The sequence below is a fragment of the Georgenia sp. H159 genome (assembly GCF_035607575.1).
In the GTDB taxonomy this organism is placed as follows: Bacteria; Actinomycetota; Actinomycetes; order Actinomycetales; family Actinomycetaceae; genus Oceanitalea.
The window spans coordinates 14,142-40,749 of record NZ_JAYDZY010000019.1; the positions used below are offsets into that span (position 1 = coordinate 14,142).

The following is a 26,608-nucleotide window of genomic DNA, read 5'->3' on the forward strand; positions in this document are numbered from 1 at the left end:
GACGGTCACCGGCGGGTGCCCACTGGGGTCGCCGTCGGGACCGTGCGTCCGAGCGGGTCCGGCGGGTCGCCGCGACCCGGCAGGAGGGCCCGGGACCTCCCGCCGGCGACGCCGCCGCAGGTCGGCGGGTCCCGCGTTCCGCCTGGTCAGCGGTTACCGTGTGACCCGTGGCTACGCGTGTCGACCCGGCCGAGCGACTGCTCGACCTCCTCATCGCGCTCAGGCACGCGCAGGGGCGGCTCACCAGGTCCGACGTCCGCGCGTCGGTCAACGGGTACCGCGACGCCGCGAACGACGTGGCCTTCGAGCGGATGTTCGAGCGCGACAAGGACCTCCTGCGGCAGCTCGGCGTCCCCATCATCACCGAGGTGGACCCCGTCCACGAGGACGCCGTCGGCTACCGCCTCGACACGGCCGGCTACTCCCTGCCCGAGGTCACGTTCACGGCCGCCGAGATCGGCGTGCTGTCGCTGGCCGCGACCGTGTGGCAGGACGCCCACCTGCACGGCTCGGCCCACCGCGGGCTGACGAAGCTGCGGGCGGTCGCTGCCGGCGCGGAGCCGGACGCGCACCTCGGTGTCGCGTTGCGCCTGCAGCCTGCGGAGACGGCGCTGGGGCCGCTGCTCGACGCGATCGGTGCCCGTCAGGCGGTCACCTTCACCTACCGGACGGGCTCGACGGGCCGGGAGGCCACGCGCCACGTCCAGCCCTGGCGGCTGCTGTCCCGCGACCGCGGCTGGTACCTCATCGGGCACGACGTCGACCGCGACGCCCCGCGTGTCTTCCGGCTCTCCCGCGTGGTCGGCACCGTCCGGACCACCGGCCCGACCGGTGCCTTCGAGGTGCCCGAGCACGACGCCCAGAGCCTGCTCGCGGTGGGCGCGGGGGTTGGCGTCCAGGCCGTCCTCGCGGTCCTCCCCGAGCGGGGTGCGGCGCTCCGGGCCCGGGCGGTCGAGCGACGCGGGGAGCGCGACGGGCGTGACGTCATCGTCGTGGAGACCGACGACGACGCCTCCCTCGCCGCCGAGATCGCCTCCTACGGGGCCGCGGTCCTCGTCATCGACCCACCCGAGCTGCGTGAGTCGGTGCTGCAGCGGCTGCGGGCCGTCGCCTCGCTGGGGGAGGTTCCCCGTGGCTGAGACGACAGGCGAGCGCCTCACCCGGCTGCTCGCGCTCATCGCCTACCTGGGCGACCACCCCGGGGTGCCCGTCGCGGACGTCGCCGCGCACTTCGCCGTCAGCCCCGAGCAGGTCATCGCGGACGTCAACCTGCTGTGGGTCACCGGCACGCCCGGCTACCTGCCGGACGACCTCATCGACTTCGCCGCCGACGAGTACGACCGCCAGGTCCTCACCCTCACCAACCCGCGGGGCATGGACCGGCCGCTGCGGCTGGGCGTCCACGAGGCCCTCGCCCTCCTCGTCGCGCTGCGGCCGCTGGAGTCGCTGAGCGCCGACGGCGGCATCGACGACGACGTGCTGCGCAGCGCGACGGCCAAGCTCACCGCGGCCGCGGGGGAGGCCGCTCGGGCCGCGGAGGCGGTCGACGTCCACGTGAGCGACGCGAGTGCCGCCCTCGCCCCGGCACGGCAGGCGATGGCCGAGGGCCGGCAGCTCCACCTGCGCTACGTGTCGGCGGCCGACGTCGTCACCGAGCGGGACGTCGACCCGCTGGAGCTCGTCTGGGACGGCAGCGCCTGGTACCTGCGGGCGTGGTGCCACCGCGTCGACGGGCTGCGTCACTTCCGCCTCGACCGGGTGCTGGCGGCTGCGGTGCTCGGGACACCGGCCGTGCACCCGCCCGAGGCAACCGGCCGCACGACGGAACCGGAGCTCGCCGAGGACGACCTCCTCGCCGAGCTCGAGCTCGCACCGCGCGCCCGGTGGCTGGCCGAACGGGTACCGGTGGTCGGCCACGAGGACCTGCCCGACGGCGGCATGCGGGTGCGCCTGCGGGTGGCCGACCCGGCGTGGCTGACCAACGTCGTCCTCGGGCTGGGGCCGGATGTCCGCGCCGTCGCCCCGCCGGAGCTCGCCGCCGCGGTCGCCACGCGAGCCGCCGACGCCCTGGCGGCCTACGAGGACCTATCCTCGGGCTCATGACCTGGTGGCTCTGGCTCGTCCTCGTGATCGCGGCGCTCGCCCTGCTCGCGCTCCTCGGCCTGCGCCTGTGGCGCAAGGGTAAGGTGCTGCTCGCCGAGCTGGAGGCACTGTCCGTGCTGGGGGAGCGGCTGTCAGCCGTGACGGGCAGCGAGCCACCGCCGCCGATCGTCCCCGCCTACCTCGCTGCGCCCGGCGTCATCGCCGAGGCCCGGCACCGGCGGGCGGAGAACCTGCGCGAGCGGCGCCACCGTCGTCACGTGCGCGCCGCGGCGGCCTTCGCCCGCTGGCGGCGGCTCGGCCTGACCTCGGCCCCCCGCGCGTAGACTCAAGGTTCCCGACCCGAAGGCACGTCATGCGACCCCCATCACTGTGGCAGATCCTCATCATCGTCCTCATCATCGTCATCATCTTCGGCGCCAGGCGGCTGCCGGACGTGGCGAGCAGCATCGGCAAGTCGCTGAAGATCTTCAAGAAGGAGGTCACCGAGCTGCGGGAGGACGACGGCACCGCAGCCCGTGGCGACGACGGGCAGCAGACCTACGGCACCAGCCAGCAGCAGCCCCACGGCACGAACCAGCCCGGAGGCACCCCGCCGCCCGGTGGTAGCACGCCACCACCGTCGGCTCCGGCGCCCGGCCCGAGTGGTGGCACCGGCACCGACCAGCGATAGCCGGTCGGCGTGGCACTGAGGAAGGGGCGAGCCCGCAACCCCGAGGGCCGGATGCGGCTGGTCGAGCACCTGCGGGAGCTGCGTCGTCGGGTGCTGCTCGCCCTGGCCGGGGTCGCGGTCATGACCGTCCCGGGCTGGTTCCTCTACACGCCCGTCTTCGACGCGCTCCAGGCGCCGGTGCTGGCCGTCGACGACGCCGCGCTCACGGCCGCCCTCATCTTCACCACACCGGCCGCCGCCTTCGACATGCGCGTCCGCGTCGCGCTGTGGGTGGCGACCTTCATCGCCAGCCCGTGGTGGCTGTACCAGGTCTGGGCCTACATCGCCCCGGGCCTCACCCGCACCGAGAAGCGGCGCAGCCTGCTCTTCGTCGTGGCCGGGGTCCCGCTCTTCCTGGCCGGCGCCGTGCTCGCCTGGCTGGTGCTCCCCAACGCGATCCGGGTGCTCATCCAGTTCACGCCCGAGGGCGCCCTGAACTACATGCCGGCCACCGACTACGTCCGCTTCGTCATGCGGGTGATCCTCGCGTTCGCGATCGCCTTCCTGCTCCCGCTGCTCATGGTGCTCGTCAACGCGCTCGGGCTGGTGTCCGCACGGACGCTGCTGGCCGGGTGGCGCTGGGCCGTGCTGCTCATCTTCATCTTCGCGGGGATCGCCAGCCCGACCCCCGACCCGTGGACGATGATCGCTCTGGCCCTGCCGATGTGCGCGCTCTACTTCGGTGCCGTGGGGATCGCCGCACTCCACGACCGCAGGGTCGACCGGCGGCTGGCCGCCCGGGACGCCGAGCTCCTCGGGCCGGAGGCGTGAGCGACCGCGTCGGGGTCGTCTGCAACCCGACGGCGGGCCACGGCCGGGCGGCACGGGCGCGGGCCGACGTGCTCGCCGGCATCACGGCGACCGGCCGGGAGGCGCTCGACCTCACCGGCCGCGACTTCGCCGAGGGGCTCGCCCGCGCCCGTGCCGCCCTCGCCGACGGACTGGACGCCGTCGTCGTCGTCGGGGGCGACGGCATGGTCCACCTCGGTGCGAACGTCGTCGTCGGCACGGGGGTGCCGCTGGGCGTCGTGGCCGTCGGCTCGGGCAACGACATCGCCACCGCCCTCGGCCTGCCGGTCCACGACGTCGCGGCGTCGGTGAGCGTCCTCCAGGACACCCTCGGGACGGGCGGCCGGCTCATCGACGCGGTCGCGGTGAGCTCACCGGGGGAGGCGGCGAGCCGCTGGTACGTGAGCTCGCTGTGCGCCGGCCTCGACGCCGCCGTCGCCGACCACGCCGCCAGGCTGCGCTGGCCCCGGGACGGCGGTCGCTACGTCCGGGCCATCTTCGCCGAGCTGTCCGCGTTCCGCCCCTACGGGTTCCGGATCACCGCGGACGGCGAGACCTGGGAGCAGGACGCCACGCTCGTCACCGTCTCCAACACCCCGCTCTTCGGGGGCGGGATGAGGGTGGCGCCCGACGCCGTGCCCGACGACGGCCTGCTCGAGCTCGTCACCGCCAGGGGCCTGCCGCGGCACGCCGTCGTGCGCCTGTTCCCGCTGCTGTTCTCCGGGCGCCACGTCCACCATCCCGCCGTCCAGGTCCGGCGCGTCCGCAGCGTGCGGATCGAGCCGTGCACCCCGCTGGGAGCGAACCCTCCGGTGGCGATCGTCGACGGCGAACGCCTCGCGGCGCTCCCGCTCCAGTGCGACGTCCACCCGCGCGCGCTGCGGGTCCTGGCGCCTACAGTCGAGGCGTGAGCCCACGACGCAAGCGCCGTACCGAGCCCGCTCCGGAGTCCCTGGTGGCCGAGCCCAGTCCCGCCGAGCGCTACGCGGCCGCGCGCCGTCGGGCCCGTGCCGAGCGCACCGAGCTCGCCACCTTCGCCGCCGGCCTCGGCTTCCAGCTCGACGACTTCCAGCGCGACGCGTGCGAGCAGCTCGAGGAGGGCCGCAGCGTGCTCGTGGCGGCACCGACGGGCGCCGGGAAGACGGTGGTCGGCGAGTTCGCCGTCCACCTCGGGCTGCGCACGGGCCGCAAGACCTTCTACACGACGCCGATCAAGGCGCTGAGCAACCAGAAGTACACCGACCTCGTCGCGGCGCACGGCGCGGACAGGGTGGGCCTGCTCACCGGGGACACGACGATCAACGGCGAGGCCCAGGTCGTCGTCATGACGACCGAGGTGCTCCGCAACATGCTCTACGCGGGGTCGGCCACCCTCGGCGACCTCGGCTACGTCGTCATGGACGAGGTCCACTACCTTGCCGACCGCTTCCGGGGACCGGTGTGGGAGGAGGTCATCCTCCACCTCGCCGAGGACGTCCGGCTCGTCTCGCTGTCCGCCACCGTGTCCAACGCCGAGGAGTTCGGTGACTGGCTCTCCATGGTGCGCGGGGACACCGCCGTCATCGTGTCCGAGCACCGCCCGGTCCCGCTCTGGCAGCACGTCATGGTCCGCAACCGGGTGCTCGACCTCTACAGCGCCCGGGTCGACCCGACGGACCCGGGACCGAACCCGCCCATCAACCCCGACCTGCTCGAGGCCGTCCGGCGTGCCCGCCACACCGGTTCCGCGCCCGCACGGCGCGGCCGCGAGCCGCGGGGACGGCGCCGGCCGCCGATGCGGTTCGGCCAGGTCCGCCCGCCCGCGCGACCGGTGGTCGTCGAGCGGCTCGACGAGGAGGGCCTGCTCCCGGCCATCGTCTTCATCTTCTCCCGGGCGGGCTGCGAGGCCGCCGTGGAGCAGACGGTGCGCTCGGGCATCCGGCTGACCACCTCGACCGAGGCACGCGCGATCGCCCAGATCGTCGAGGAGCGCTGCTCGGCCCTCCCTCCGGAGGACCTCGCGGTCGTCGGCTACCACGCGTGGTCCCAGGCCCTGCAGCGGGGCGTCGCCGCCCACCACGCGGGGCTGCTGCCCGTCTTCAAGGAGACCGTCGAGGTGCTCTTCGCCGCCGGGCTGGTCAAGGTCGTCTACGCGACCGAGACCCTGGCGCTGGGCATCAACATGCCGGCGCGCTCGGTGGTGCTCGAGCAGCTCGACAAGTGGAACGGCACCACCCACGCCCCGCTGACCCCGGGGGAGTACACCCAGCTGACGGGACGTGCGGGGCGGCGCGGCATCGACGTCGAGGGCCACGCCATCGTCCTGTACCGCGACGACGTCGACCCGGGCGCCCTCGCGGGCCTGGCGTCCCGCCGCACCTACCCGCTGCGCTCGAGCTTCCACCCGACGTACAACATGGCCGTCAACCTCCTCGGCGCGGTCGCCTACCCGCAGGCGCGGGAGATCCTCGAGACGTCCTTCGCGCAGTTCCAGGCCGACCGGGGTGTCGTCGGGCTCGCGCGGCAGGCCCGCCGCAACGAGGAGGCCCTCGCCGGCTACGCCGAGGCGATGACCTGCCACCTCGGGGACTTCCGCGAGTACGCGCGGATCCGGCGGCGCATCGGCGAGCTGGAGAAGGACCACTCCCGCGAGCGGTCGGTCGCGGCCCGGCGTGCCGCCCACGCCTCGCTCGCCTCCGTCCGGCGCGGCGACGTCCTGGAGTACCGCCGGGGACGGCGCACGCTGTGGGCCCTGGTGCTCGACGTGGACGCCGACCGCCTGGACTCCCCGATCGTGCGCGTCCTCACGCCCGAGCCACGCGTCCGCACGCTCACCACCGCCGAGCTGCCGCGGGGCGCCACCTCGATCGCCACCGTGCCGATCCCCAAGCACGCCAACCTGCGTGACGCCGGGCAGCGGCGCGACCTCGCCGCTCGCCTGCGCAGCGCGGTCCAGACGGCCGCGCCGCCGGTGGCGGACGACGGGCGTGCCCGGGCCCGCACCGGGACGGAGGACGAGATCGACGAGCTGCGCCGCGCACTGCGCGCCCACCCGTGCCACGGGTGCAGCGACCGCGAGGAGCACGCCCGCTGGGCCAACCGGTGGGCGACCCTCGACGACGAGCACCAGCGCCTGCTGCAGCGCATCGAGAACCGCACCTCGTCCATCGCCCGCGACTTCGACAAGGTCTGCGCCCTGCTCACCGAGCTCGGCTACCTCGAGGAGGCGGCCCACGGGCCGGTGGACCACCACGTGCCGGTCGGCCCGGACGGCATCGCCCTGGGTGTGGACGCTACCGAGCCCACCGACGGTGCGGTCCCCTCGCCGGCGCCCGTCGGCGAGGAGCCGCTGCCCGACCCCGGGACGACCGACCTCGCCGTCACGGACAACGGCCGCTGGCTCGCGCGGCTCTACGCCGAGAAGGACCTCGTCCTGGCGGAGTGCCTGCGGCGCGGCCTGTGGCGGGGGCTCGACGCCGCCCAGCTCGCCGCCGTCGTCTCCACCGTCGTCTACTCCGCGCGGACCGACGCGGCCAGCTCTCCGCGGGCCGCCGGGGGAGGCGCCCTGGGCGAGGCCGTCCGCGCGACCGTCCGGGTCTCCGACGAGGTCACCGAGCGCGAGTCGCACTACGGCGTCCAGCTCACCGAGCCCGTCGACGCCGGCATCGTCCCCGCCGTGCACCAGTGGGCGCGCGGCGCGGCCCTCGACTCGGTCCTCGAGGGCACCGAGCTGGGGGCGGGCGACTTCGTGCGCTGGTGCAAGCAGGTGCTCGACGTGCTGGACCAGCTGGCGACGGCAGCGCCCGACCCGGAGGGCCGCCGGACGGCGCGGCGCGCGATCGACCTCGTGCGTCGCGGTGTGGTCGCCTGGTCCAGCGTGTGAGACAACTCACGCCTCGTTTCCGTACTTCCACCACGCCGGTGACGACACGCCACGGCGACACGCCGAGAGGGCGCCGGAGCGGAATGTTCGCGCCACCACTGCTGACCTGCATCCATGCCTCTGACCTGCGACGTCAGGGGCTTGATGCCGTCGCGCCGGGCCGTTAGGTTCGGGTCCCATACCGCCGGCGCGCACCCACCTCCACAGCGGGTCGGGAAACGCCGCGGCGGACAGTGGCCAGACCCGCGTGTTCAGTAGATAACGCAGCTGCCCCGCAGCTGCGGTCCGAAGGACACGCGGGTCGGTCACGTTCGGGGCCGGGAGTGCCCGGCCGGGCACCTATCCTTGTCGGGTGCCCCCGCGTCGCCCCTCTGTCGCCATGCTCCTGTGCATCCTCGGCGCTCTGACCACCGAAGCGGCGTTCCCGGGACGCTCGTGGTGGCCGCTGGCCCCCGTCGGCATCGCGCTGCTGCTCCTCGCGCTGGGCGGCGCGACCGTCCCGCGGGCACTGGCGTACGGGTGGCTGTGGGGTGCGGTCTTCTTCCTCATCCACCTGTGGTGGGCCGAGGAGGCCGCCGGGGCGGCGCCGTGGGTGCTCCTCGGCATCGCGGAGGCCGGGTTCGTCGCGGTGTTCGCCGCGGCGTGGGTGCTGGTCCGGCGCTGGGGGCCGGTCGAGCGCCACCCCGCACTGGCCGTCGTCGCCGTCGCGAGCCTGTGGGTGGCCACCGAGACCGCGCGCGGCCTCGTGCCCTTCGGCGGCATGCCGTGGGGCAAGCTCGCCTTCTCCCAGACCACCGGGCCGCTGCTGCGGCTGGCGTCGCTCGGCAGTGAGACCCTCGTCAGCGGTGTCGTGGTCGCCGTCGGCGCGCTCGTCGCCCTGGCCTTCGCGCACCTGCGGCACGCCCGTGTCGGGCGGGCGAGCGGCGCCGTCGTCGTCGCTGCCGGGCTCGTCGGCGTCGGCCTGGTCGTTCCCGTCGACACGCGCGCCGAGTCCGGCACGCTGCGGGTCGGTGCCGTGCAGGGCAACGTCCCGGGGCCGGGCCTGGACGCCTTCGCCGTCCGCCGCGACGTGCTCGAGCGACACGTGACCGGGACGGAGGCACTCCTCGAGGAGGTCGAGCCGGGGGAGCTCGACGTGGTGCTCTGGCCCGAGAACTCCACCGACATCGATCCCCGCGTCGACGCGGAGGCTGGGCAGCTGGTGGAGCGGGCCGCGACCGCCGTCGGTGCTCCCATCCTCGTCGGAGGTCAGCGGTACACCGACAACCACCGGTACAACGAGGCCATCCTCTGGGCGCCCGGTGAGGGACAGGTCGACGTCTACGCCAAGCAGCGGCCCGCACCGTTCGCCGAGTACATCCCGCTGCGGGAGGTCGCACGCATGGTGACCGACGCCGTCGACCTCGTGTCGATCGACATGCTGCCCGGTGAGGAGGTCGGCGTCGTCGAGCTCGACAGTGCCCGGCTCGGCCGGGTCGTCGACCTCGCGGTCGGGATCTGCTTCGAGGTCGCCTACGCCGACCTCATCCGCGACTCCGTCCTCGCCGGGGGTGAGCTGCTCGTCATCCCGACGAACAACGCCTCGTTCGGGTACACCCAGGAGTCCTCCCAGCAGCTGGCGATGTCGGTCTTCCGGGCTGTCGAGCACGGGCGCTCGACGGTGCAGATCTCCACCGTCGGCATCTCCGGCATCGTCGCCCCCAACGGTGTCGTCACCCAGTCCTCCGGACTGTTCACCGCGGACCGCTTCGTCGCCAGCCTGCCCCTGCGCACCTCCCTGACGGTGGCGGACCGGCTCGGCGTCTGGCCGACCGTGACCGTGGCGGCCTTCGCCGTCGTCCTGGTCGTCGCGGGAACGGGTGCCACCATCGCCCGGCGCGGACGGAGGGCCCGGTGAGGACGCTCGTCATCATCCCGACGTTCGACGAGCGGGAGTCGCTGCCGTCGGCCCTGGAACGCACCCGGCGGGCCGTGCCCGACGCCGACATCCTCGTGGCCGACGACAACAGCCCCGACGGCACGGGCGCCGTCGCCGACGCAGCAGCCGCCAGGGACGAGCGGATCCACGTCCTCCACCGGCCGGGCAAGCAGGGGCTCGGGCGGGCGTACGTCGCGGGTTTCCAGTGGGCACTCCAGCGGGGCTACGACCTCGTCGTCGAGATGGACGCCGACGGCTCGCACCAGCCCGAGCAGCTGCCCGCCCTCCTGGCACGGGTGCGGCGCCCCGATGCTCCGGCCCTGGTCATCGGCTCCCGCTGGGTGCCCGGGGGAGAGGTGGTCAACTGGCCGCGTCACCGCGAGCTGCTCTCCCGCGGCGCGAACACCTACGTGCGGCTGGCGCTCGGCCTGCCGGTCCGGGACGCGACGGCAGGCTTCCGGGTCTTCCGCGCCCCCACGCTCGCGGCGCTGCCGCTCGAGGAGATCGAGTCCCAGGGCTACTGCTTCCAGGTCGACATGACGTGGCGGGTGCACCGCGCCGGCGGCCGGGTCGCCGAGGTGCCGATCAGCTTCGTCGAGCGCACCGAGGGCGTGTCGAAGATGAGCCGGTCGATCATCACCGAGGCGCTCGTCCGGACGACCTCGTGGGGCCTGGCGCACCGTGGCAGGCAGCTCGCGGGGCTGGTCCGCCGCGTCCTGCCGCCGCGACGCTGAACCGTCCGCTGCGGGTCCCTGCCACGGCGCCGGGCTCGCACGCGGACTCCGACCGCGCGTGGAACCGGGCCGGCGAGCGTCCCGGCACGCGAGACGGCCCGCAGGCGGTGCCTGCGGGCCGTCTCGGTGGATCTGTCAGGCGCTGCGCCTGCGGAGCTGGCCGCTGCGGAGCAGCTCCAGCCGCTCGGCGAGCAGCTCCTCGAGCTCGGGGATGGTGCGGCGCTCGAGCAGCATGTCCCAGTGGGTGCGGGGCTTCTTCACCGGCTTCGTGGGCTCGGGGCGGCTGGCGTCGCGCAGCAGCGCCTCCTCACCGCACCGGCACTCCCACAGTGCGGGCATCTCCGCGTCCGCCGCGAAGGGCAGGACGATGGTGTGTCCGTTGGGGCACTCGTAGTGGGCCTCGGTGCGGTCGGCGTACTGGACTCCGACCTCGCTCTCCAGGCTCTTCGCGCCGATCCCGACTCCACGCAGTGATCGATCTGCCATGACGCGTCTCCTCTCGGGCGCGCTGCGGCGCGCCGGTGTGCAAGCTTCTACTGGTCCCAACGACCGATCGTGCCGAGTTGTTCCACGGTCGCGGTGAACGTCCTGTGAAGGTCCAGCAGCCCGTCCCGCCGATAGGGTGCCGGTGTGACTGAGATGACTTATCGCCAGCTGGGCCCCAGCGGTCTGGTCGTGTCCGCCGTCGGCCTCGGGTGCAACAGCTTCGGGGCGACCTTACCGCCGGAGGACGTCCCGCGCGTGGTGGGGGAGGCGATTGAGGCAGGTATCACCCTGTTCGACACCGCCGACACCTACGGGGGCGAGCCGGGTCAGGGCGAGGAGCTGCTGGGGGCGGCACTGGCCGGGCGGCGCGACGACGTCGTCGTCGCCACGAAGTTCGGCATGGACACCGGTGGCCTCAACGGCGAGGACTACGGGGTGCGTGGCTCGCGCAGGTACATCCGCCGCGCCGTCGAGGGCTCCCTGCGGCGCCTGCGTACCGACCGCATCGACCTGTACCAGCTCCACCGCCTCGACCCCGTCACGCCCCTCGAGGAGACCCTCGGTGCGCTCGACGAGCTCGTCCGGGAGGGCAAGGTGCTGTACGTCGGGTGCTCGCACGTGACCGGCTGGCAGCTCGTCGACGCGGACTGGACGGCGCGCAGCGAGGGCCTCACCCCGTTCATCTCGGTGCAGAACGAGTACTCGCTGCTGGCGCGTGGCATCGAGGCGGAGGTCGTCCCTGCTGCGGCTCACGTCGGTGCCGGCATCCTGCCGTACTGGCCGCTCGCCTCGGGGCTGCTCACCGGCAAGTACCGCCGTGGGGAGCCGGCTCCCGCCGGCAGCCGCCTCGAGCACAAGCCGGAACGGCTCGAGGCCGCGGACTTCGACCGGATCGAGGCCCTCCGGGCCGTGGCCGAGCAGGCGGGGGTGTCGCTGCTCACCCTCGCGATGGGCGGACTCGCCGCCCAGCCGGGCGTGGCGAGCGTCATCGCGGGCGCCCGGACGCCGGAGCAGGTGCGCGCGAACGTGGCCGCCGGGCTGTGGGAGCCCGGCCCCGAGACGTTGGTCGCGATCGACGAGGCGTCGCCCAGCCCTGCCGGCTGAGCGCTTCCGTCGCCACCCACGGTGTGCTCACCCGGCGGTGCCGTGCTCGATGACGGCCCGTCGGCGCGAGGGTGCGCGCCGCCGTCCCGGATGACGTCGCAGGCCGGGCTCGCCCGCGTCCCGCGCCGCGCCGTCAGCGACGTCCACGGTCGACGTGTCCCGCTGAGTGCAGCAACCGCGAACGGTGCGCTCCGACCGCGACGACGCCGCGCACGGTGAGCCCGCACTCCTCGGCGGCGTCGAGCACCGCGCGCGTCCAGGCGACCTCGCGGGGAGCGTGGTCCCCGCCGTCGGGGTCGGCGATCGCGACGACGAGGGAGCACCCCGGGCTCGCGGCCGTGAGGCCTCCGGCGGCCTTCCGGACGATGTGACGTGCCCCGGCCGGCGGCGGCCGCTGGGGCATGTCGAGCAGCTCGGCAGCGGCCTTGGTGGTCCAGCCGGACGCGTCGACGGCGAGCAGCCAGATGGTGAAGAAGTACTCGCTGCTGAACGCGCGGCAGAACTCCGTGGCACAGGTGACGACGTCCTCGTCGTCGAGCACGAGCATCGGGCTGGCGGGCCAGGAGGAGTCCTCGCCGTCGAGCGGGCCGTAGCGGGCCTCGCCGTCGAGGACCGGGCGCCCCCACCGGTCCGTCGTCGTGGAGCGAACGGTGTCGTCGGTTGTCATGGGCACACCGTCACAGGACCGCTCCGCTGGTGCGGGGCCCGGCGTCGGCTGCTGTGGACCGTGGCGCGGTGGCCGACCCCTGTGCGGCAGCGCCGGCGCTGCTGCACGGCGACGGGCTCGCGGAGCCCGGTCCACAGGCGGTCCGCCGTCGCCGCAGCGCGTGGGCGGGGACCGGCATGCTCGGGCACGGAGAGGAGCGGCCATGGAGGACGAGCGCATCGGGCACAACGTCGTCCGTCTCATCGGGCGGGTGAGCGGTGAGGTTGTCGCGCGGGAGCTGCCCAGCGGGGACCACCTGGCGACCTTCCGGCTCGTCGTGCCCCGACAGGACCCGGCGCCCGGACGGCCACGGGTGGACACCATCGACGTCGCCTGCTGGAGCGGGCGCACGCGACGTGTGGCGGGGCGTCTGGAGGAGGGCGTCGTCGTCGCGGTCGAGGGGGCGCTGCGCCGACGGTTCTTCGTCGCCGGCGCCGGTCGTGCCTCCCGGTACGAGGTGGAGGCCCAGCGTCTGCGTCGCGTCCCGGGCTAGCGACACGGGCGGTGACCGGCGGCGTCGCGGCGGAGAAGCGGGAGCGCGAGGCCGTGGCCCGCGCACGCGCGCGAGCGAGACGCGCGGCCGACTGAGGTCGCCGGGACGTGCCGTGAGCAGTGGCGGGCAGCCGACTCGGCACCCTAGGCAATGTCGGAGGGGCGTGGCACCATCACGCCATGACCGGCACACCCGTCCCGGAGCAGCGACTGCGCGACCTCGCGCTGCTGCGTCGCGTACGTGACCGGATCGACCGGGAGTACGCGCAGCCGCTCGACGTCGAGGCCCTCGCGCGCGGCGTGCACATGTCCGCCGGGCACCTGAGCCGGCAGTTCCGCCGCGCGTACGGTGAGTCGCCGTACTCCTACCTCATGACGCGCCGCGTCGAGCGGGCGATGACCCTGCTGCGCCGGGGGGAGCTGAGCGTCACCGAGGTGTGCTTCACTGTCGGCTTCTCCTCCCTGGGCACCTTCAGCACCCGCTTCACCGAGCTGGTCGGCATGCCGCCCAGCGTCTACCGGCGCCGCGCCGCCGACGCGACCGCAGGCATCCCGCCCTGCGTCGTCAAGCGCGTGACCAGACCGGTCAGGAATCAAGAAGCCCGCGGCGCCGCGGCGCAACTAGCGTGACGGCCATGGACATCACCATTCACTCCAGCTTCCTTCCCACCACCGACCCGGAGGCGTCCCTCGCGTTCTACCGCGACGCCCTGGGCTTCGAGGTCCGCCAGGACGTCGGCCAGGGCACCATGCGCTGGATCACCGTCGGCCCGCCCGACCAGCCCGGCACCTCGATCGTGCTCTACCCCCCGACCGCCGACCCGAGCATCACCGAGGACGAGCAGCGCACCATCGCCGAGATGATGGCCAAGGGCACCTTCGCCAGCATCATGCTGGCCACCGCCGACGTCGACGCCGCCTTCGAGCGCGTCCAGGGGGCCGCCGACGTCGAGGTCATGCAGGAGCCCACCGACCAGGACTGGGGCAGGCGTGACTGCGCCTTCCGTGACCCGGCGGGCAACACCGTCCGCCTTCAGCAGGTTCCCTGACCCGAGACGGAGACACGACACGCATGGCCACGACGACAGACTCCGCGGTGACGGCCGGACGGGCAGCGGACACCCACGACGTCATCCGGGTCCAGGGGGCCCGGGAGAACAACCTCAAGGGCATCGACGTCGACATCCCCAAACGCCGGCTCACGGTGTTCACGGGCGTGTCCGGCTCGGGGAAGAGCTCACTGGTCTTCGACACGATCGCCGCCGAGTCGCGGCGGCTGATCAACGAGACCTACAGCACCTTCCTCCAGACCTTCATGCCCACGCAGGCACGCCCCGACGTCGACGTCCTCGAGGGCCTGACCACGGCGATCATCGTCGACCAGGAGCGCCTGGGTGCCAACCCGCGGTCCACGGTCGGGACCGTCACCGACGCCAACGCCTTCCTGCGGATGCTCTTCAGCCGGCTGGGGGAGCCACACGTCGGGTCGCCCAACGCGTTCTCCTTCAACGTGCCCTCCGTGACGTCGTCGGGCGCGATCTCGGTCGGCGGGAAGAAGGCCGTCAAGGCGACCTTCAACCAGCTCGGGGGCATGTGTCCGCGGTGCGAAGGTCGGGGCGCGGTGACCGACATCGACCTCTCCCAGCTCTACGACGACTCCAAGTCCCTCGCCGAGGGCGCCATCACCGTCCCGGGCTACGCGCCGGACGGGTGGTACGTCAAGCTGTTCAGCGAGTCGGGGTTCCTCAAGCCGGACAAGCCGATCCGTGACTACACCAAGCGCGAGCTACACGACTTCCTCTACAAGGAGCCCACCAAGGTCCCGGTCGGCGGCGCGAACATGACCTACGAGGGCCTGGTCCCGAAGATCAAGAAGTCGATGCTCGCCAAGGACCGGGACGCGATGCAGCCGCACATCCGGGCCTTCGTCGACCGTGCCGTCGTCTACCAGACCTGCCCCGACTGCGAGGGGACGCGGCTGGCGGAGCACGCCCGGCGGTCGACGGTCCGGGGGATCAGCATCGCCGACGCCTGCGCGATGCAGATCAGTGACCTCGCGGCGTGGGTCCGCGACCTGGACGAGCCCTCCCTGGCCCCGCTGCTGTCCAACCTGCGCCACCTGCTCGACTCCTTCGTCGGGATCGGGCTCGGCTACCTGTCCCTGGACCGACCCTCCGGCACTCTGTCCGGCGGCGAGGCGCAGCGCACCAAGATGATCCGCCACCTCGGGTCCTCGCTCACCGACGTCACCTACGTCTTCGACGAGCCCACCATCGGCCTGCACCCGCACGACATCGAGCGGATGAACGCCCTGCTGCTCCAGCTGCGCGACAAGGGCAACACGGTGCTCGTCGTCGAGCACAAGCCCGAGACGATCGCGATCGCCGACCACGTCGTCGACCTCGGGCCCGGAGCGGGCACGGCCGGCGGAGAGCTCGTCTACGAGGGGTCGCTCGACGGGCTGCGGGGGAGCGAGACGCTCACCGGCCGGCACCTCGACCCCCGGGTCGCACTGAAGGAGGCCGTCCGGGAGCCGACCGGCGCCCTGGAGATTCGCGGGGCACGGCAGAACAACCTCGTCGGTGTCGACGTCGACGTCCCCACCGGGGTCCTCACCGTGGTCACCGGCGTCGCCGGCTCCGGCAAGAGCTCCCTCATCCACGGCAACCTCGGAACGCGCGAGGGCGTCGTCGTCGTCGACCAGGGGCAGATCAAGGGCTCCCGGCGGTCCAACCCCGCCACGTACACGGGGCTGCTCGAGCCCATCCGCAAGGCCTTCGCCAAGGCCAACGACGTCAAGCCCGCGCTGTTCAGCCCGAACTCCGAGGGCGCGTGCCCGGTGTGCAACGGTGCCGGCGTCATCTTCACCGAGCTCGGCTTCATGGACACCGTGACGACGATGTGCGAGGAGTGCGAGGGGCGCCGCTTCCAGTCCGCGGTGCTCGACTACACGCTCGGCGGACGCAACATCGCCGAGGTGCTGGAGATGTCGGTCGCCCAGGCCGAGGAGTTCTTCGGGCAGGGCCAGGCGCGCACACCCGCCGCGCACAAGATCCTCGACCGGCTCTCCGACGTGGGCCTCGGCTACATCACCCTCGGCCAGCCGCTGACCACACTGTCCGGGGGCGAGCGCCAGCGGCTGAAGCTCGCGGTCCACATGGGGGAGAAGGGCGGGGTCTACGTCCTCGACGAACCGACGACGGGCCTTCACCTCGCCGACGTCCGGCAGCTCCTGGGGCTGCTCGACCGCCTCGTCGACGCCGGCAAGACCGTCATCGTCATCGAGCACCACCAGGCGGTCATGGCCCACGCCGACTGGGTCATCGACCTCGGTCCCGGCGCCGGGCACGACGGCGGACGTGTGGTCTTCGAGGGGCCACCGGCCGAGCTGGTGGCGAGCCGCTCCACGCTGACCGGGGAGCACCTGGCCGCGTACGTCGGGGCGTGAGCTCCTGCTCAACTGACGGCGGGAGGCAAGGGGGCGGGCGACGTCCTCCGCTGAGTGACGAGCTCTGCGGTGGACGTCCCTCGGCCTCGTGCTCGCCGCCGGCGCCGTCGGCGCGCTGAGCGCCGCGGCGGTCGTGGATCGCCTCGGGTCACGAGCCGGTGGCGCGTCGGTAGGAGTCGACGGCGGTCGGTCCGGTGCGCCGCCAGCGGGACGAGGTGGTCGGCTCCGTCCCGTCGAGGCGGACCTCGCACCGCCACGCGTAGGTGGTTGGCCACCGCCGGAAGACCGGCACGACCGTGGTGACGACTCGCATGAGCCAGGGGAGGGGCCCGGGACACCAGCGTTCGTCGACGTCGAACAGCAGCCGCACGCCGGACGCGGTTCCTGTCGTCGACCACGTCCCGCCGGTCAGCCGGGCACCGTCCACCTCGACGTGCCATCGGCCGCTGCCGGTCGAGGGGCCCGGCGGCGTCGTCCACGCATTCGGAGGCCGCAGTGCGGGGTCGAGGACGAGCCGTGCCCGGTGGTCGCCGCGCTCCGCGACGAGCGCGGTGAGGGCATCCTCGGCGGTGACGGTGAGCCTCTCCCCGGTGGGTACGGGCCTGCCCGGCCCACGGTGCTCACGGTTCACCTCGACGCTGAGCAGCGGTGCGGCGTACTTGATGAGGTGGCGACGGTGGAGTCGTCGCCCGGGCAGCCGGCCCGGAGCAGCGTCGCTGCCGTCGATACGGATGAGCGGGGGTGCGTCGGTGACGCGGACGAGGTCGAAGCGGGGCATCCACACGAGCAGCAGGCCGGCGGGCTTCTCGATGGCCGCACTGACCGGTGCCAGGAGCGGGGCGGGCCGGCGCCGGCGCCGGCGACCGTCACGGTCGTCGACCCGCAGATGGATCAGGCGCCCGTCGATGTCGCGGAACCTCGCCTCGCCTCGGCGTCGACGCCGTCCTGGGCGACGTCGAGCCGCGCGACGTCGAAGTCGCACTCCGTCCACGAGCCGGTGCCGCCGCCGATCCGGTACCCGTCCCGGTCCAGTCGGAGTCCCGGCTGCTGGTAGTAGTCCACGCGCCGGTCACCGCGCCGGGAGAGGAAGGCGAGCATGCCCGTGCCATGGACGTCGTCGTCGAACCACTGGAGCTTGCAGCCGTCGTAGACGGGGTGGTCGGCCAGCTCGAGGTTGAGCATCCCGGCGAGCTCCGTGAGCCTCAGGGACAGCGGCCACGCCGCGTCGGCGGCGACTGCCGCGCTGGTCAGGTGCGGTGACTCCACCTCCACCTCCCTGCCGTTCCCACCAGTAGACGTCCGGCCCCCAGGTCATGGAAGGGGCGAAGGTCCTGGCGTAGAGCGGGCCGGCCGCCGGTCAGCGGGTGGGTAGAACCGAGGCTCGGGTGGCAGCCGCCGGCGAGGTCTCGTCGGGCCGTACGGGACCGTTCGAGCGGCGGGTCGTCCGGAATCACCATTCGGCCGGCATCGACTCCTTGCCGTCGAGCCACAGCCGGTCGGAGGCGTCGGCGTGGCTTCCGTCGGAACCGACGTGCTTCGTGCTGATCCGGTCGCCCTTGGTGATGACATGGACCATCGCCATGGCATGACCGCGGCCGAGGTCGTGATCCTCCTTGAGCCACTGGATGATCGGCGTTGCCTTGGTTCCCGGTCCGAAGCCCCGCGCGGTGGCCTCGTCGAGAAGCTGGCGTGGCGTGAGTCCGGTCTTCGTCTCGATGGCGTCGAGGTAGGCCTGGAACGACATGTGGCAACCCTTTCGGTACGGACGGCCTGACGTACCGTCTCGTGGAGTACAGTACCGTTCAGTACTGAGGAGGTCCAGATGGTTGCAGCGGCACATCGGCGGAGTGAGAACGGGTCCGATGCCAAGCGCCGGCAGATCCTCGAGCGATCGCTCGAGGAGTTCGTCGCTCACGGCTACGTCGGGACGTCCACCGACCGGCTGGCAGCGGCCGCGTCGGTGTCCAAGCAGACGATGTACCGGCTGTTCGGCGACAAGGAGGGCGTGTTCGTCGCACTCATCACCGAGGAGTGTGATCGTGTCGTCGATCCCTTCGCGCCGCTGGTCGAGGAGATGGGCCGGGTGCCCGATGCCGAGGCCGGAGTCATGCTCCTCGCGGAGCAGTTCACCGCCTCGATCCTCACGGCGAAGGTCCAGCAGCTGCGCAGACTGGTCATTGCCGAGGCGACGCGGTTTCCGGAGCTGGGACGCCTGTACTGGGAGCGGGGCTTCCTCCGCACGATCTCGTCGGTCGCCCGGTGCCTGGAGGTGCTGGACAGCAGGGCCCTGCTCGAGGTCGATGACGCCGAGCTCGCTGCCCATCACTTCGCCGGGCTCATGCTGTGGATCCCGGGCAACCAGGCGATGTTCGCGGGTGCCACGGTCACCGAGCGACAGGTCGCGACGAGCATCCGGGCCGGTGCGCGAACATTCCTGCGCGCCTACGCCGCAGGGTGACGCCGAGACCTCACCGGGAGAGCAGCCGCTCGAGCGGGATGCTGCCGTCCTGCCAGGGGAGCAGCGCCCACAGGACGAGGTAGAGCCCGAGCCCGATGCCCGGGAGCAGGAACGCGAGCAGCACGAGCAGCCGGATGATCCCGACGCTGGCGCCGAGGCGGTGGGCGATCCCGGAGGCGAGGCCGCCGAGGATCCGCTCGGGGCCGCGGCGGAAGCCGAGGCGTCGGATGGTCTCGAAGAAGGAGTGCATGGCGCCACGCTATGGCTCACCGCCGCGCCAGGGATATCCGGCATCACCCTGACTCGCCCCGGAGTGTGCGAACGGCACGGTCGTCGTGGGCACGTGCGCCAGGCCGACTCGCGGCGGGACCACACCTGTCGAAATGCGGTGGACCCGGACCGGGGAGAGGTGGTCGGGTGAGACCAGGGAGGCGCAGCGCATGCGGGAGGTCAGGGCGGCAGGACGTACCGCACTACGGCTGGCGACGGAGCTGCTGCAACGGGCCCGCCTGGCGGATCCGAGGGCAGGGGTGTGGGAGGCCGCGGACGTCCAGTGGTGGTGGCGCAGTCCGCGGCGGTCCGACGTGGTCGACCAGCTGTTCTGGGTCGACGACGAGGGCCCGGCTGCGGGTGTCGTCGTGACCAGCTGGGCGGGCGGCAGGTGGCAGTGCGACCCGGTCCGGGTCCCCGGCGTCCAGGGCGTCGACGTCGAGCAGCTGTGGCGCCGGGCGCTTGCGCACGCCGGTCAGCACGCGCCGCGTGGGTTCGACGTGCCGGTGGACGACGACGACGGCACGTTCGGTGAGCTCGCGCGGCGGTCCGGCCTCAGCGCCGGCGACCAGGACGGCACCGCCTGGATGGACACGAGTACCCGGCCCGCCGTCGTGCCGACTGCAGCGGGCTTCGTCCTCGTCGACCGCACACAGCGTGCGGGAACGCCCCACCCGATGCGACGCCGCAGCGGTGACACCGTGGCCGAGCGCCTGCGGGAGTGCTCGCTCTACGACCCGGCGCTCGACCTCTGCGTCGAGACGGCGGACGGTGAGACTGCCGGTTACTCGCTCTACTGGTTCGACCCGCGAACGAAGGTCGGGCTCGTCGAGCTGGTCCGCGTCGAGGACGGGTTCCAGCGACGTGGCCTCGCGCGGGCGATGCTCGCCGCCGGGCTCGAGCGACTGGCTGCCCGAGGTGCTGAACGGGTGAAGGTCTCCTTCGAGGCCCTGGCGGCCGAGGCGCTGTACACGGGGATGGGGTTCGGGCCTTCGTCGACGACGACGTGGTGGCACACCGGCCCTTCGACCGAGGGGGAGGACCGGGAGCAGCGGGGCGGAAGGGCCGACGGCGCGGCGGCCCGGACAGCGGACGGCTGATGTGCGGACGGCGGCGCTGGTAGCGTCCGATCGTCGTCGCGCGTCAGAGTGATACGCGCCGGGTCTGCCCGGGTTTGGCGCTCACCCGCTGGTTTAGCTGGGCGGCCCAGGTGAAGCTACGTCCCATGGTGGTGGCCCCTCAGTGAACGCTTGCAGCGCCGCGACACTCGTGTCCCCGCTGGGCGCGCACTCCTCCGGGAACGTTGGCACTATCGGCTCGCCGGATCCGGGATTGATATAGCCACCACCCGCCCAGACCTCATCGCCAACGGTGACCGTGCCGAAATCCGGAACGTCAACGCTCATGCCATCCGCGCTGAGGGTTGCCCCATGAGGCCACAGCACCGGTATGTCGGTTGGGTCGTCCGTGAGTGCGAGGCATCCAGGCTCGGTGCGGACGATGACGCCGGAGAGCGACGCGTCCATCACGCCGTCCACTTCCGCCGAAAGCAGGATGACGCTGCCGTTCTCGTGCTGCACCGACGGACCTGCCGTGCTGGTCGTGCTCGGGCTGCGGGCTGCCGTGGCCGGGTTGTCGGGCGCTGAGCCGGCGCAACCAGTCGTCAGGGTGAAGGCGACAATTCCTCCCGCGACGGCCAGAGCGCGGTTCTCCATACCTTCACTATGTCTTCCCAGCGCGTCTCCTTGCTGTGGAATGAGCAGGCGTGCCTGCGCGAAAGGGATTCCCGCAACACCCGGGGCGTCCACGTCTCAGCAGATCTAGCGGTGGGTGGGCGGTGTTGTAGCGGAGGATCTCGGCGAGGACGGGGATCGGGCTCGTCTTCATGAGGTCGGTTCACGCGCGCCGCCCGGATCGAGCACACCGTCTTGAGCAGTGGGCTAGGTGTGCCGCACTCAGGTGCTGGCCAGGAACCGGGAGTCGTGCATCTCCTGCCACTTCCGCTGGTCCACCATCCGTTGGCTCAACGCCGATAATGCACATTATGTCATTTTGAGGCGCGCGAGCCCCGTGGGCGACCCTGCGGGTGGCCCGGCGGATCGAGCGTCCCCCCTTCCCCGTCTCACCGGGCGGTCCTGCCGAACCGGGCAAGGCAGTGCCACACCTGCTTGACCGACTGCGCGGGATGACGACCGGCTCGCGCGGCGTCGCCGATGACCCTCGGCGTCAGCTCCTCACCGATCGAACGCGCGAGATCGACGATGTGCGCACCGCGGTACTCCGGGTCGAGGACGTCCGGCGATGCCCGGAAGCCGGGATGGAACTCGATCGCACACCCCAGCAGCTCCGCCGTCGCCTCGACGTCCGTCCCGACGAAGCACGGATCCAGGACGAGGGCCTCGACATCCCTGTCGAAGCGGACCGGGCCGTGGACGTGCGCCTCGACGCACTCGTCCAGGTCGTCGAACCCCGACTCGTCGGCCATCCGGCACAGGTGCGGGAGCAGCGCCGCGTCGCCGACGTCGACCGGCTCCAGGACGGAGTCGGGGAAGCAGAACGTCGCCCGGGTGACCGCCTCCGGGCGAAGGCGGACGTATGACGACCCGAACCGGATGGCACCGCCGTACGGGTCCGCCCTGCGGTTCCAGGCCCCGTACACGGGTCGGTCGGACGGCAGCCCGTGGTCGTACCGGCCGGCGAAGAGGCGGCTCTCCCAGCGCCAGCGGTCCCCACCGGGAAAGGCGGTCAGCCCTCCGTTGGAGATGCCGGTCGCGAACTGCGAGCGGTACTGACCGTCCGCCGCCATCGACTCGATGACCTTCCCGCCGCGGTGGGGCCAGTCGGGATGGAACTGCAGCGTGACGGCCGCGACGCGCGCCGCCGACACCGGCACGGCTCCCCCGCGGCGTCGACCGTCCTCAGCGGGCTGAGACACGCGCCCGTGAGCACCGACGTCCGCCCCGGCCGTTCCTGCCGCCTGGCCGGCCGGCCCTGACGCGCCGTCCGGTCGCGGCCGGGGCCCGGTCACGGAGCGGTCCGGGAGCCGCCGGACTCCCGCTCCTTGCGTGCCGCGTAGGCCCGCTTCATCTTCACGTGGTTCCCGCAGCCGGCCATCGAGCACCATCGCCTGGCCTGGTTGCGCGACGAGTCGTAGAAGGCCCACCGGCAGGTGTCGCGGGCGCACACCTTGAGCCTGGTCCAGGTCCCGTCCTCCGTGCTCATGCGGATGGCGTCGAGCAGTCCGGCCAGCGCGCGGTGCCACGGCTCCCCCGCCGCTGCTTCGAGCCGGTGCCCGCCCCCCGTGAACGACATGCGCACGGGCGCAGCGGCGAGCTCGCGGTTGAGTGCGTCGATCGCGGCGTCGTCGGCGTCGTGCCCGGCATGGTCCAGCAGCACCTGGCGCAGCCCCTCCCGCACGGTGGTCGCACGCTCGACGTCCGCCGCCGACAGGTCGTCGCCGTCCGTGATGACGCCCCGCCCGACCAGCCACTCCCCCAACGCGCGCGCGGTCGCGATCGTCTCCTCGTCCACCTGCGGCTCGTAGGTGTTGACGAAGTCGCGCACCAGCCGCACGCCACGTGGGACGTCGGGCCCCTCGTCCATCGTCACCTCCCGCTCTTCACACCAGCATACCCACTTGACAGGTGTGAGGTGTGGTGCCACCGTCACTTACACCAGCAAACGCCTGTTGGTGGTGTAACGAGAGGTGTCGCTCATGACGACGACCCTGCGACCCGCGGGCCGCGCAGCTGCCCGTTCGGTCGAGACGCACCCGGACCGTGGGACACCGGGCGGTCCGCGCAGCGGCACGGTCCGCCGGGTCGGCCGCGAGGTGGCACACGGCGCCACCGAGCTCCTCCGCGCACTGGAGAAGCACTGGTCGACGATGATGCTGTGGCGCTTGTGAGCCGCGTCATGGACGGTGGCGAGGCACGCGCCTGGGAACGACGACGCCGCCCCCGCGGTGCGGGGGCGGCGTCGGCCGGTCCGGGTGCTACTGCGCGGTCACGCTGAGCTCGCTGACCAGCGGCTCGCCCCAGTAGTCACCGAGGCTGACGAAGTGCACGCCGGCAGGCAGCTCGATCTCCAGGTAGGGGTCGCGCGAGGATCCGGCTCCCTCGTCGCTGTCGTCGGCTCCGTCGCTCTCGCCGGTCGCGGTGAAGACCCCGAGGACCGCGTCACCCTCGGCCGAGACGGCATCGAGGACCAGGGTCGTACGGTCCGCCAGCTCGATGGCGGCGACCCAGCTCTCGTCGGGTCCGTTCTCGACGCTGATGGTGTCGCCCGGTGCCACCAGGTCCACGGCCGTCGTCGTGACGGTGAAGTCGGCTCCGGTGGAGCTGCTGTAGGCCGAGACGGCGACCTGGTACTCCCCCGGCTCGAGGTAGGCGCCGACCGCCGGGTCGAGGGAGCTCGCGGAGCCGCTCTTCATGAACTGGCTGCGGTCGTCGTTGTCGAGCTCGACGGCCCCGCCCGTCACAGCGAGGGTGAGGTCGCCGCTCTCGGCGACGACGTCGAACACGACGGGCGTCGCGTCGGCGACGGTCAGTGTCCCGGTCCACGTCTCGCCCGGGGCGATGGAGCCGGCGACGGTCGCGTCGAGCTCGAGCTCGCCACCGCTGACGGCCCCGGCGGGCGCCTCGGTCGGCTCCTCGCTGGCGTCCGGCGTGGAGCCCTGCGTGGGGGCGTCGGTCGTCGGTGCCTCGGTGGCCGCCTGGGTGGGCGTGCTCGTCGGCACCGTCCGCGGCTCCGGCTCGTCGTCCCCGCCGAGAAGCAGGACGACGGCCGTGATGGCGGCGGCGATGAGGACGACGGCGGCGACGACGATGCCGATGACGAGGCCCTTGCCCGAGCCGCCCCCCTCGGTGCCGGCCGGCTGCTGGCCGTAGCCCTGGTCCTGCGGGGCGCCATAGGGCGACTGGCCGTAGGGCTGCTGGCTGCCCGGGTACTGTCCGTACGGCTGCTGCCCGTAGCCCTGCTCCCCCGCCTGCTGGCCGTAACTCGCCTGCTCGCCGTAGCCCGGCTGCTGGCCGTAGCCCGGCTGCTGGCCGTAGCCCGGCTGCTGGCCGTAGCCCGGCTGCTGGCCGTAGCCCGCCTGCTGGCCGTAGGGCGACTGGCCCTGCGCCGCGGGGTAGGCGGCCGTGGCTCCGGGCTGCGCCGGGAACTGCTCGGTCGCGCCGGACTGGCCCGCTCCGGGCTGCGCCGGGAGCTGCTCGGTCGGCCGTCCGCCGTGGTCCGCGGCGGCGGTGGGCGACTCAGGCTCGCCCGCCCCGCCGTCCTGGCCCGCGGTGCCGGAGTGCTCCGGCGTGCCGCCGGCGGCCTGGGCGGCGCCGTGGGCGGGGGCGAAGTGCTCGGTCCAGGACGTGCCGTCCCAGTAACGAAGCTTGCTCTGGTCTCCTGAGGGGTCCGGGTACCAACCGGCGATGGGATTGCTCATGGTCCGATGGTAGGAGAGACCGTGACCACCTCATGACCAACGACCCGCCGTCGAGATGGGGACATCTCCCCTACCTGCGGGTGCCGCGGTCGGACGAGCTCAGCCGGCGTCGCGTGCCCGACGACGGCGCGCGAGCTCGTCCTCGACGGCGGTGCTCTCGCGCTCGGCACGCTCGGTCGGAAGCTCGGCCAGCGAGCCCTCGACCTCGCGCCACACCCTGCCGACCGCGATGCCGAAGACACCCTGACCACCCTGGACGAGGTCGATGACCTCGTCCGCGCTCGTGCACTCGTACACGCTCGCGCCGTCGCTCATCAGCGTGATGCCGGCGAGGTCGTCCACGCCGCGCTCGTGCAGGTGGTGCACGGCGGACCGGATCTGCTGGAGGGAGACCCCGGTGTCGAGCAGCCGCTTGACGACCTTGAGCACGAGGATGTCGCGGAAGCTGTAGAGGCGCTGGGAGCCGGACCCGCTCGCGTTGCGGATGCTCGGCTCGACCAGCCCGGTGCGGGCCCAGTAGTCGAGCTGGCGGTAGGTGATGCCGGCGGCGCGGCACGCGGTGGGACCGCGGTACCCCGTCTCGGTGTCGAGGTCCGGCAGGGAGTCGCCGAAGAGCATCCCCTGCGCCCGCTGGGGGATCCCGCTCGCCGCGCCGGCCGTTGCGTCGCTGCCGCTCACGTGCACTCCCGTTCGTCCACGCCGCGCACGAGATGTGCTCCGGCCCTGATGTCCCCCACGCTATGACCAGGCGAGACCACAGTCAACGACACGCGCGGCGCGGCGCCGTCGGCGTGTCGTCCTCGCGTGTCTCAACCTCAACTTGAGGCATAGTCGGGCCTCGTGGCGCGGGTCGACCCCGGCTCGGGACCCACCGCTCAGGCCTCGAAGTCCTCCGGCTCCACGTTCTCCAGGAACGCCTGGAAGTCCGCGACGACGTCGGCCTCGTCCTCGGCGTCCATCACCACCCCGGCGGTGGTGAGCACCGCCTCGTCGCACAGCACCGGGCACCGAGCGCGCAGCGCCAGGGCGATCGCGTCCGAGGGGCGGGAGTCGAGCCGCTGGCCCGAGGACAGCACGAGCTCGGCGTGGAACGTGCCCTGCTCGAGCTTGGTCACCCGGATCTCCTCCAGGTTCACCCCGGTCGCCTCGAGCACGGAGATGAACAGGTCGTGGGTCTGGGGACGCTCCGGGACGATCCCCGCCTGCGCCGTGGCGATCGAGGCGCCCTCGCGCGGGCCGATGACGATGGGCAGCACCACCCGTCCCCCGTCGCGGGCCGCGAGCACGACGACGACCTCGTTCTCCGGGATGCTCACCCGGACGCCGAGCACGTCCATCTCTCGCATACGGGCAACGGTACGACCATCGCGCGTGCGGTGCTCGCGGATGGTTCGCCGGTGGGGCGCAGGCGGTGCGACGTCAGCCGAGCTCGTCGATCGCCGCGCGGAGCAGCTCCGCGTGCAGCCGGCCGTAGAGCTCACCGAGCTCCTGCGCCCGCGCGGCGGCGCGCTCCCGCCCGGCGCCCGACCGCTGGGCCCGCTCGGGCGCAACGACCTGCTCGATCGTGTCGACCTGCCGCTCGGCGGCGCTCCGGACGGTGCGCAGGTGACGCGGGCTGATGCCCTGGCGGGCCAGCGCTGCGGCGTGCTGGACGATGTCCACCGACCGGCCGGGGTACCGGCCGCGCGCGTCCGCGGCGATGAGGCCGGCCCCGGCGATCTCCTCGATCTCGGCGAGGCTGACGCCGGTGAGGTCGGCGATCTCCTCGGCCCGTACGCGGGCGGAGGGTCGCGGCCGCACGAGCTCACCGTCCCGCGCCACGACGCGGGTCCCCGGCGCCGTCGCCACGGGTCGGCCGGCGTCGAGGTCCTCGAGCTGGTCGCGGATGACCCGCAGCGGGAGGAAGGAGTCGCGCTGGGCGGTCAGCGCGAAGCGGAGGCGCTCGACGTCGGCCTGGCTGTACATGCGGTAGCCGGAGCCGCTGCGGCGCGGGGTGACCAGCCCCTGCTCCTCGAGGAAGCGGAGCTTGGAGATGCGGACCGCGGGGAACTCCGGCTGGAGGATCGACAGGACGGCGCCGATGCTCATCGAC

At 72.9% G+C, this 26,608-nt stretch carries 30 protein-coding genes; 17 read left to right on the plus strand and 13 right to left on the minus strand.

The annotated features are described in order from the left end of the window. Positions 1–167 precede the first annotated feature (167 nt). The 9 genes from VR894_RS18435 (at position 168) to VR894_RS18475 (ending at position 10,115) form a co-directional block, all read left to right on the plus strand. Positions 168–1,139, plus strand: a complete 972-nt coding sequence (locus VR894_RS18435; RefSeq protein ID WP_324653910.1) for a helix-turn-helix transcriptional regulator — start codon at positions 168–170, stop codon at positions 1,137–1,139. Continuing rightward, positions 1,132–2,103 (plus strand): helix-turn-helix transcriptional regulator, encoded by a 972-nt coding sequence (locus tag VR894_RS18440; RefSeq protein WP_324653912.1) that lies wholly within the window; start codon positions 1,132–1,134, stop codon positions 2,101–2,103. The genes VR894_RS18435 and VR894_RS18440 overlap by 8 nt, the downstream gene beginning before the upstream one ends. Beyond that, positions 2,100–2,426, plus strand: coding sequence for a hypothetical protein (locus VR894_RS18445; protein WP_324653914.1), 327 nt, complete (start codon positions 2,100–2,102; stop codon positions 2,424–2,426). The genes VR894_RS18440 and VR894_RS18445 overlap by 4 nt, the downstream gene beginning before the upstream one ends. Before the next feature lie 29 nt (positions 2,427–2,455). Continuing rightward, positions 2,456–2,773: a twin-arginine translocase TatA/TatE family subunit gene (gene tatA, locus VR894_RS18450; protein WP_324653916.1), complete on the plus strand. Its 318-nt coding sequence runs from the start codon at positions 2,456–2,458 to the stop codon at positions 2,771–2,773. Positions 2,774–2,782: 9 nt separating this feature from the next. Further along, on the plus strand, positions 2,783–3,583 hold the full coding sequence (gene tatC / locus VR894_RS18455; protein ID WP_324653917.1) for a twin-arginine translocase subunit TatC: 801 nt from the start codon (positions 2,783–2,785) through the stop codon (positions 3,581–3,583). After that, on the plus strand, positions 3,580–4,512 hold the full coding sequence (locus tag VR894_RS18460) for a diacylglycerol/lipid kinase family protein (RefSeq protein WP_324653919.1): 933 nt from the start codon (positions 3,580–3,582) through the stop codon (positions 4,510–4,512). Before tatC ends, VR894_RS18460 begins: the two co-directional genes overlap by 4 nt. After that, on the plus strand, positions 4,509–7,463 hold the full coding sequence (locus VR894_RS18465; protein ID WP_324653920.1) for a DEAD/DEAH box helicase: 2,955 nt from the start codon (positions 4,509–4,511) through the stop codon (positions 7,461–7,463). Before VR894_RS18460 ends, VR894_RS18465 begins: the two co-directional genes overlap by 4 nt. A gap of 352 nt (positions 7,464–7,815) precedes the next feature. Further along, on the plus strand, positions 7,816–9,360 hold the full coding sequence (gene lnt / locus VR894_RS18470) for an apolipoprotein N-acyltransferase (protein ID WP_324653922.1): 1,545 nt from the start codon (positions 7,816–7,818) through the stop codon (positions 9,358–9,360). Next, positions 9,357–10,115, plus strand: coding sequence for a polyprenol monophosphomannose synthase (locus VR894_RS18475; protein ID WP_324653924.1), 759 nt, complete (start codon positions 9,357–9,359; stop codon positions 10,113–10,115). Before lnt ends, VR894_RS18475 begins: the two co-directional genes overlap by 4 nt. A gap of 135 nt (positions 10,116–10,250) precedes the next feature. On the opposite strand, the gene VR894_RS18480 is transcribed toward VR894_RS18475, so the two are convergent. After that, positions 10,251–10,601: an RNA polymerase-binding protein RbpA gene (locus VR894_RS18480; RefSeq protein ID WP_324653926.1), complete on the minus strand. Its 351-nt coding sequence runs from the start codon at positions 10,599–10,601 to the stop codon at positions 10,251–10,253. Positions 10,602–10,754: 153 nt separating this feature from the next. Between VR894_RS18480 and VR894_RS18485 the strand changes: the two genes are divergently transcribed. Continuing rightward, positions 10,755–11,705, plus strand: coding sequence for an aldo/keto reductase (locus tag VR894_RS18485; RefSeq protein WP_324653982.1), 951 nt, complete (start codon positions 10,755–10,757; stop codon positions 11,703–11,705). A gap of 133 nt (positions 11,706–11,838) precedes the next feature. Here the strand turns inward: VR894_RS18485 and VR894_RS18490 are convergent, their stop codons facing one another. Then, the gene (locus tag VR894_RS18490) at positions 11,839–12,372 is read right to left on the minus strand and encodes a hypothetical protein (RefSeq protein ID WP_324653928.1); all 534 of its coding nucleotides are present in this window, start codon (positions 12,370–12,372) and stop codon (positions 11,839–11,841) included. Between the two features lie 202 nt (positions 12,373–12,574). Here VR894_RS18490 and VR894_RS18495 point away from each other — a divergent pair, with 202 nt between their 5' ends. The 4 genes from VR894_RS18495 (at position 12,575) to VR894_RS18510 (ending at position 16,351) form a co-directional block, all read left to right on the plus strand. Continuing rightward, positions 12,575–12,904 carry a single-stranded DNA-binding protein gene (locus VR894_RS18495; RefSeq protein WP_324653929.1) on the plus strand — a complete coding sequence of 110 codons (330 nt, stop codon included), beginning with the start codon at positions 12,575–12,577 and terminating at the stop codon, positions 12,902–12,904. Positions 12,905–13,083: 179 nt separating this feature from the next. Next, positions 13,084–13,533: a helix-turn-helix transcriptional regulator gene (locus VR894_RS18500; protein ID WP_324653931.1), complete on the plus strand. Its 450-nt coding sequence runs from the start codon at positions 13,084–13,086 to the stop codon at positions 13,531–13,533. Positions 13,534–13,538: 5 nt separating this feature from the next. Further along, positions 13,539–13,952, plus strand: coding sequence for a VOC family protein (locus VR894_RS18505; RefSeq protein ID WP_324653933.1), 414 nt, complete (start codon positions 13,539–13,541; stop codon positions 13,950–13,952). A 23-nt stretch (positions 13,953–13,975) separates the two neighbouring features. Further along, positions 13,976–16,351 carry an excinuclease ABC subunit UvrA gene (locus tag VR894_RS18510; protein ID WP_324653935.1) on the plus strand — a complete coding sequence of 792 codons (2,376 nt, stop codon included), beginning with the start codon at positions 13,976–13,978 and terminating at the stop codon, positions 16,349–16,351. A 148-nt stretch (positions 16,352–16,499) separates the two neighbouring features. Here the strand turns inward: VR894_RS18510 and VR894_RS18515 are convergent, their stop codons facing one another. From VR894_RS18515 to VR894_RS18525, 3 genes are all read right to left on the minus strand, one after another. Next, positions 16,500–17,129 carry a hypothetical protein gene (locus VR894_RS18515; protein WP_324653936.1) on the minus strand — a complete coding sequence of 210 codons (630 nt, stop codon included), beginning with the start codon at positions 17,127–17,129 and terminating at the stop codon, positions 16,500–16,502. 113 nt (positions 17,130–17,242) lie between these two features. Continuing rightward, positions 17,243–17,617 carry a hypothetical protein gene (locus VR894_RS18520; protein ID WP_324653938.1) on the minus strand — a complete coding sequence of 125 codons (375 nt, stop codon included), beginning with the start codon at positions 17,615–17,617 and terminating at the stop codon, positions 17,243–17,245. 184 nt (positions 17,618–17,801) lie between these two features. Then, complete coding sequence (locus VR894_RS18525; RefSeq protein WP_324653939.1) at positions 17,802–18,095, minus strand: DUF4287 domain-containing protein; 294 nt, start codon at positions 18,093–18,095, stop codon at positions 17,802–17,804. A 78-nt stretch (positions 18,096–18,173) separates the two neighbouring features. Between VR894_RS18525 and VR894_RS18530 the strand changes: the two genes are divergently transcribed. Then, entirely contained in the window at positions 18,174–18,809 is a 636-nt protein-coding gene (locus tag VR894_RS18530; protein ID WP_324653940.1) for a TetR/AcrR family transcriptional regulator, read from the plus strand. Between the two features lie 10 nt (positions 18,810–18,819). Here the strand turns inward: VR894_RS18530 and VR894_RS18535 are convergent, their stop codons facing one another. Further along, positions 18,820–19,059, minus strand: coding sequence for a PspC domain-containing protein (locus VR894_RS18535; protein WP_324653942.1), 240 nt, complete (start codon positions 19,057–19,059; stop codon positions 18,820–18,822). 190 nt (positions 19,060–19,249) lie between these two features. Here VR894_RS18535 and VR894_RS18540 point away from each other — a divergent pair, with 190 nt between their 5' ends. Beyond that, complete coding sequence (locus tag VR894_RS18540; RefSeq protein ID WP_324653944.1) at positions 19,250–20,179, plus strand: GNAT family N-acetyltransferase; 930 nt, start codon at positions 19,250–19,252, stop codon at positions 20,177–20,179. Positions 20,180–20,272: 93 nt separating this feature from the next. Here VR894_RS18540 and VR894_RS18545 read toward each other — a convergent pair whose 3' ends face one another. From VR894_RS18545 to VR894_RS18555, 3 genes are all read right to left on the minus strand, one after another. Beyond that, the gene (locus VR894_RS18545) at positions 20,273–20,794 is read right to left on the minus strand and encodes a hypothetical protein (protein WP_324653946.1); all 522 of its coding nucleotides are present in this window, start codon (positions 20,792–20,794) and stop codon (positions 20,273–20,275) included. 407 nt (positions 20,795–21,201) lie between these two features. Continuing rightward, the gene (locus tag VR894_RS18550; protein ID WP_324653948.1) at positions 21,202–21,966 is read right to left on the minus strand and encodes a DUF3626 domain-containing protein; all 765 of its coding nucleotides are present in this window, start codon (positions 21,964–21,966) and stop codon (positions 21,202–21,204) included. 137 nt (positions 21,967–22,103) lie between these two features. Beyond that, the gene (locus tag VR894_RS18555) at positions 22,104–22,682 is read right to left on the minus strand and encodes a CGNR zinc finger domain-containing protein (protein ID WP_324653950.1); all 579 of its coding nucleotides are present in this window, start codon (positions 22,680–22,682) and stop codon (positions 22,104–22,106) included. 112 nt (positions 22,683–22,794) lie between these two features. Between VR894_RS18555 and VR894_RS18560 the strand changes: the two genes are divergently transcribed. Beyond that, the gene (locus VR894_RS18560) at positions 22,795–22,986 is read left to right on the plus strand and encodes a hypothetical protein (protein ID WP_324653952.1); all 192 of its coding nucleotides are present in this window, start codon (positions 22,795–22,797) and stop codon (positions 22,984–22,986) included. 87 nt (positions 22,987–23,073) lie between these two features. Here VR894_RS18560 and VR894_RS18565 read toward each other — a convergent pair whose 3' ends face one another. The 4 genes from VR894_RS18565 to VR894_RS18580 form a co-directional block, all read right to left on the minus strand. Further along, positions 23,074–24,516, minus strand: coding sequence for a DUF2510 domain-containing protein (locus tag VR894_RS18565; RefSeq protein WP_324653954.1), 1,443 nt, complete (start codon positions 24,514–24,516; stop codon positions 23,074–23,076). A gap of 99 nt (positions 24,517–24,615) precedes the next feature. Beyond that, entirely contained in the window at positions 24,616–25,134 is a 519-nt protein-coding gene (locus VR894_RS18570; RefSeq protein ID WP_324653984.1) for a MerR family transcriptional regulator, read from the minus strand. Positions 25,135–25,391: 257 nt separating this feature from the next. Continuing rightward, positions 25,392–25,862 carry a bifunctional nuclease family protein gene (locus tag VR894_RS18575; RefSeq protein WP_324653956.1) on the minus strand — a complete coding sequence of 157 codons (471 nt, stop codon included), beginning with the start codon at positions 25,860–25,862 and terminating at the stop codon, positions 25,392–25,394. A 73-nt stretch (positions 25,863–25,935) separates the two neighbouring features. Then, positions 25,936–26,604: a MerR family transcriptional regulator gene (locus VR894_RS18580; RefSeq protein WP_324653958.1), complete on the minus strand. Its 669-nt coding sequence runs from the start codon at positions 26,602–26,604 to the stop codon at positions 25,936–25,938. Positions 26,605–26,608: the final 4 nt, after the last annotated feature.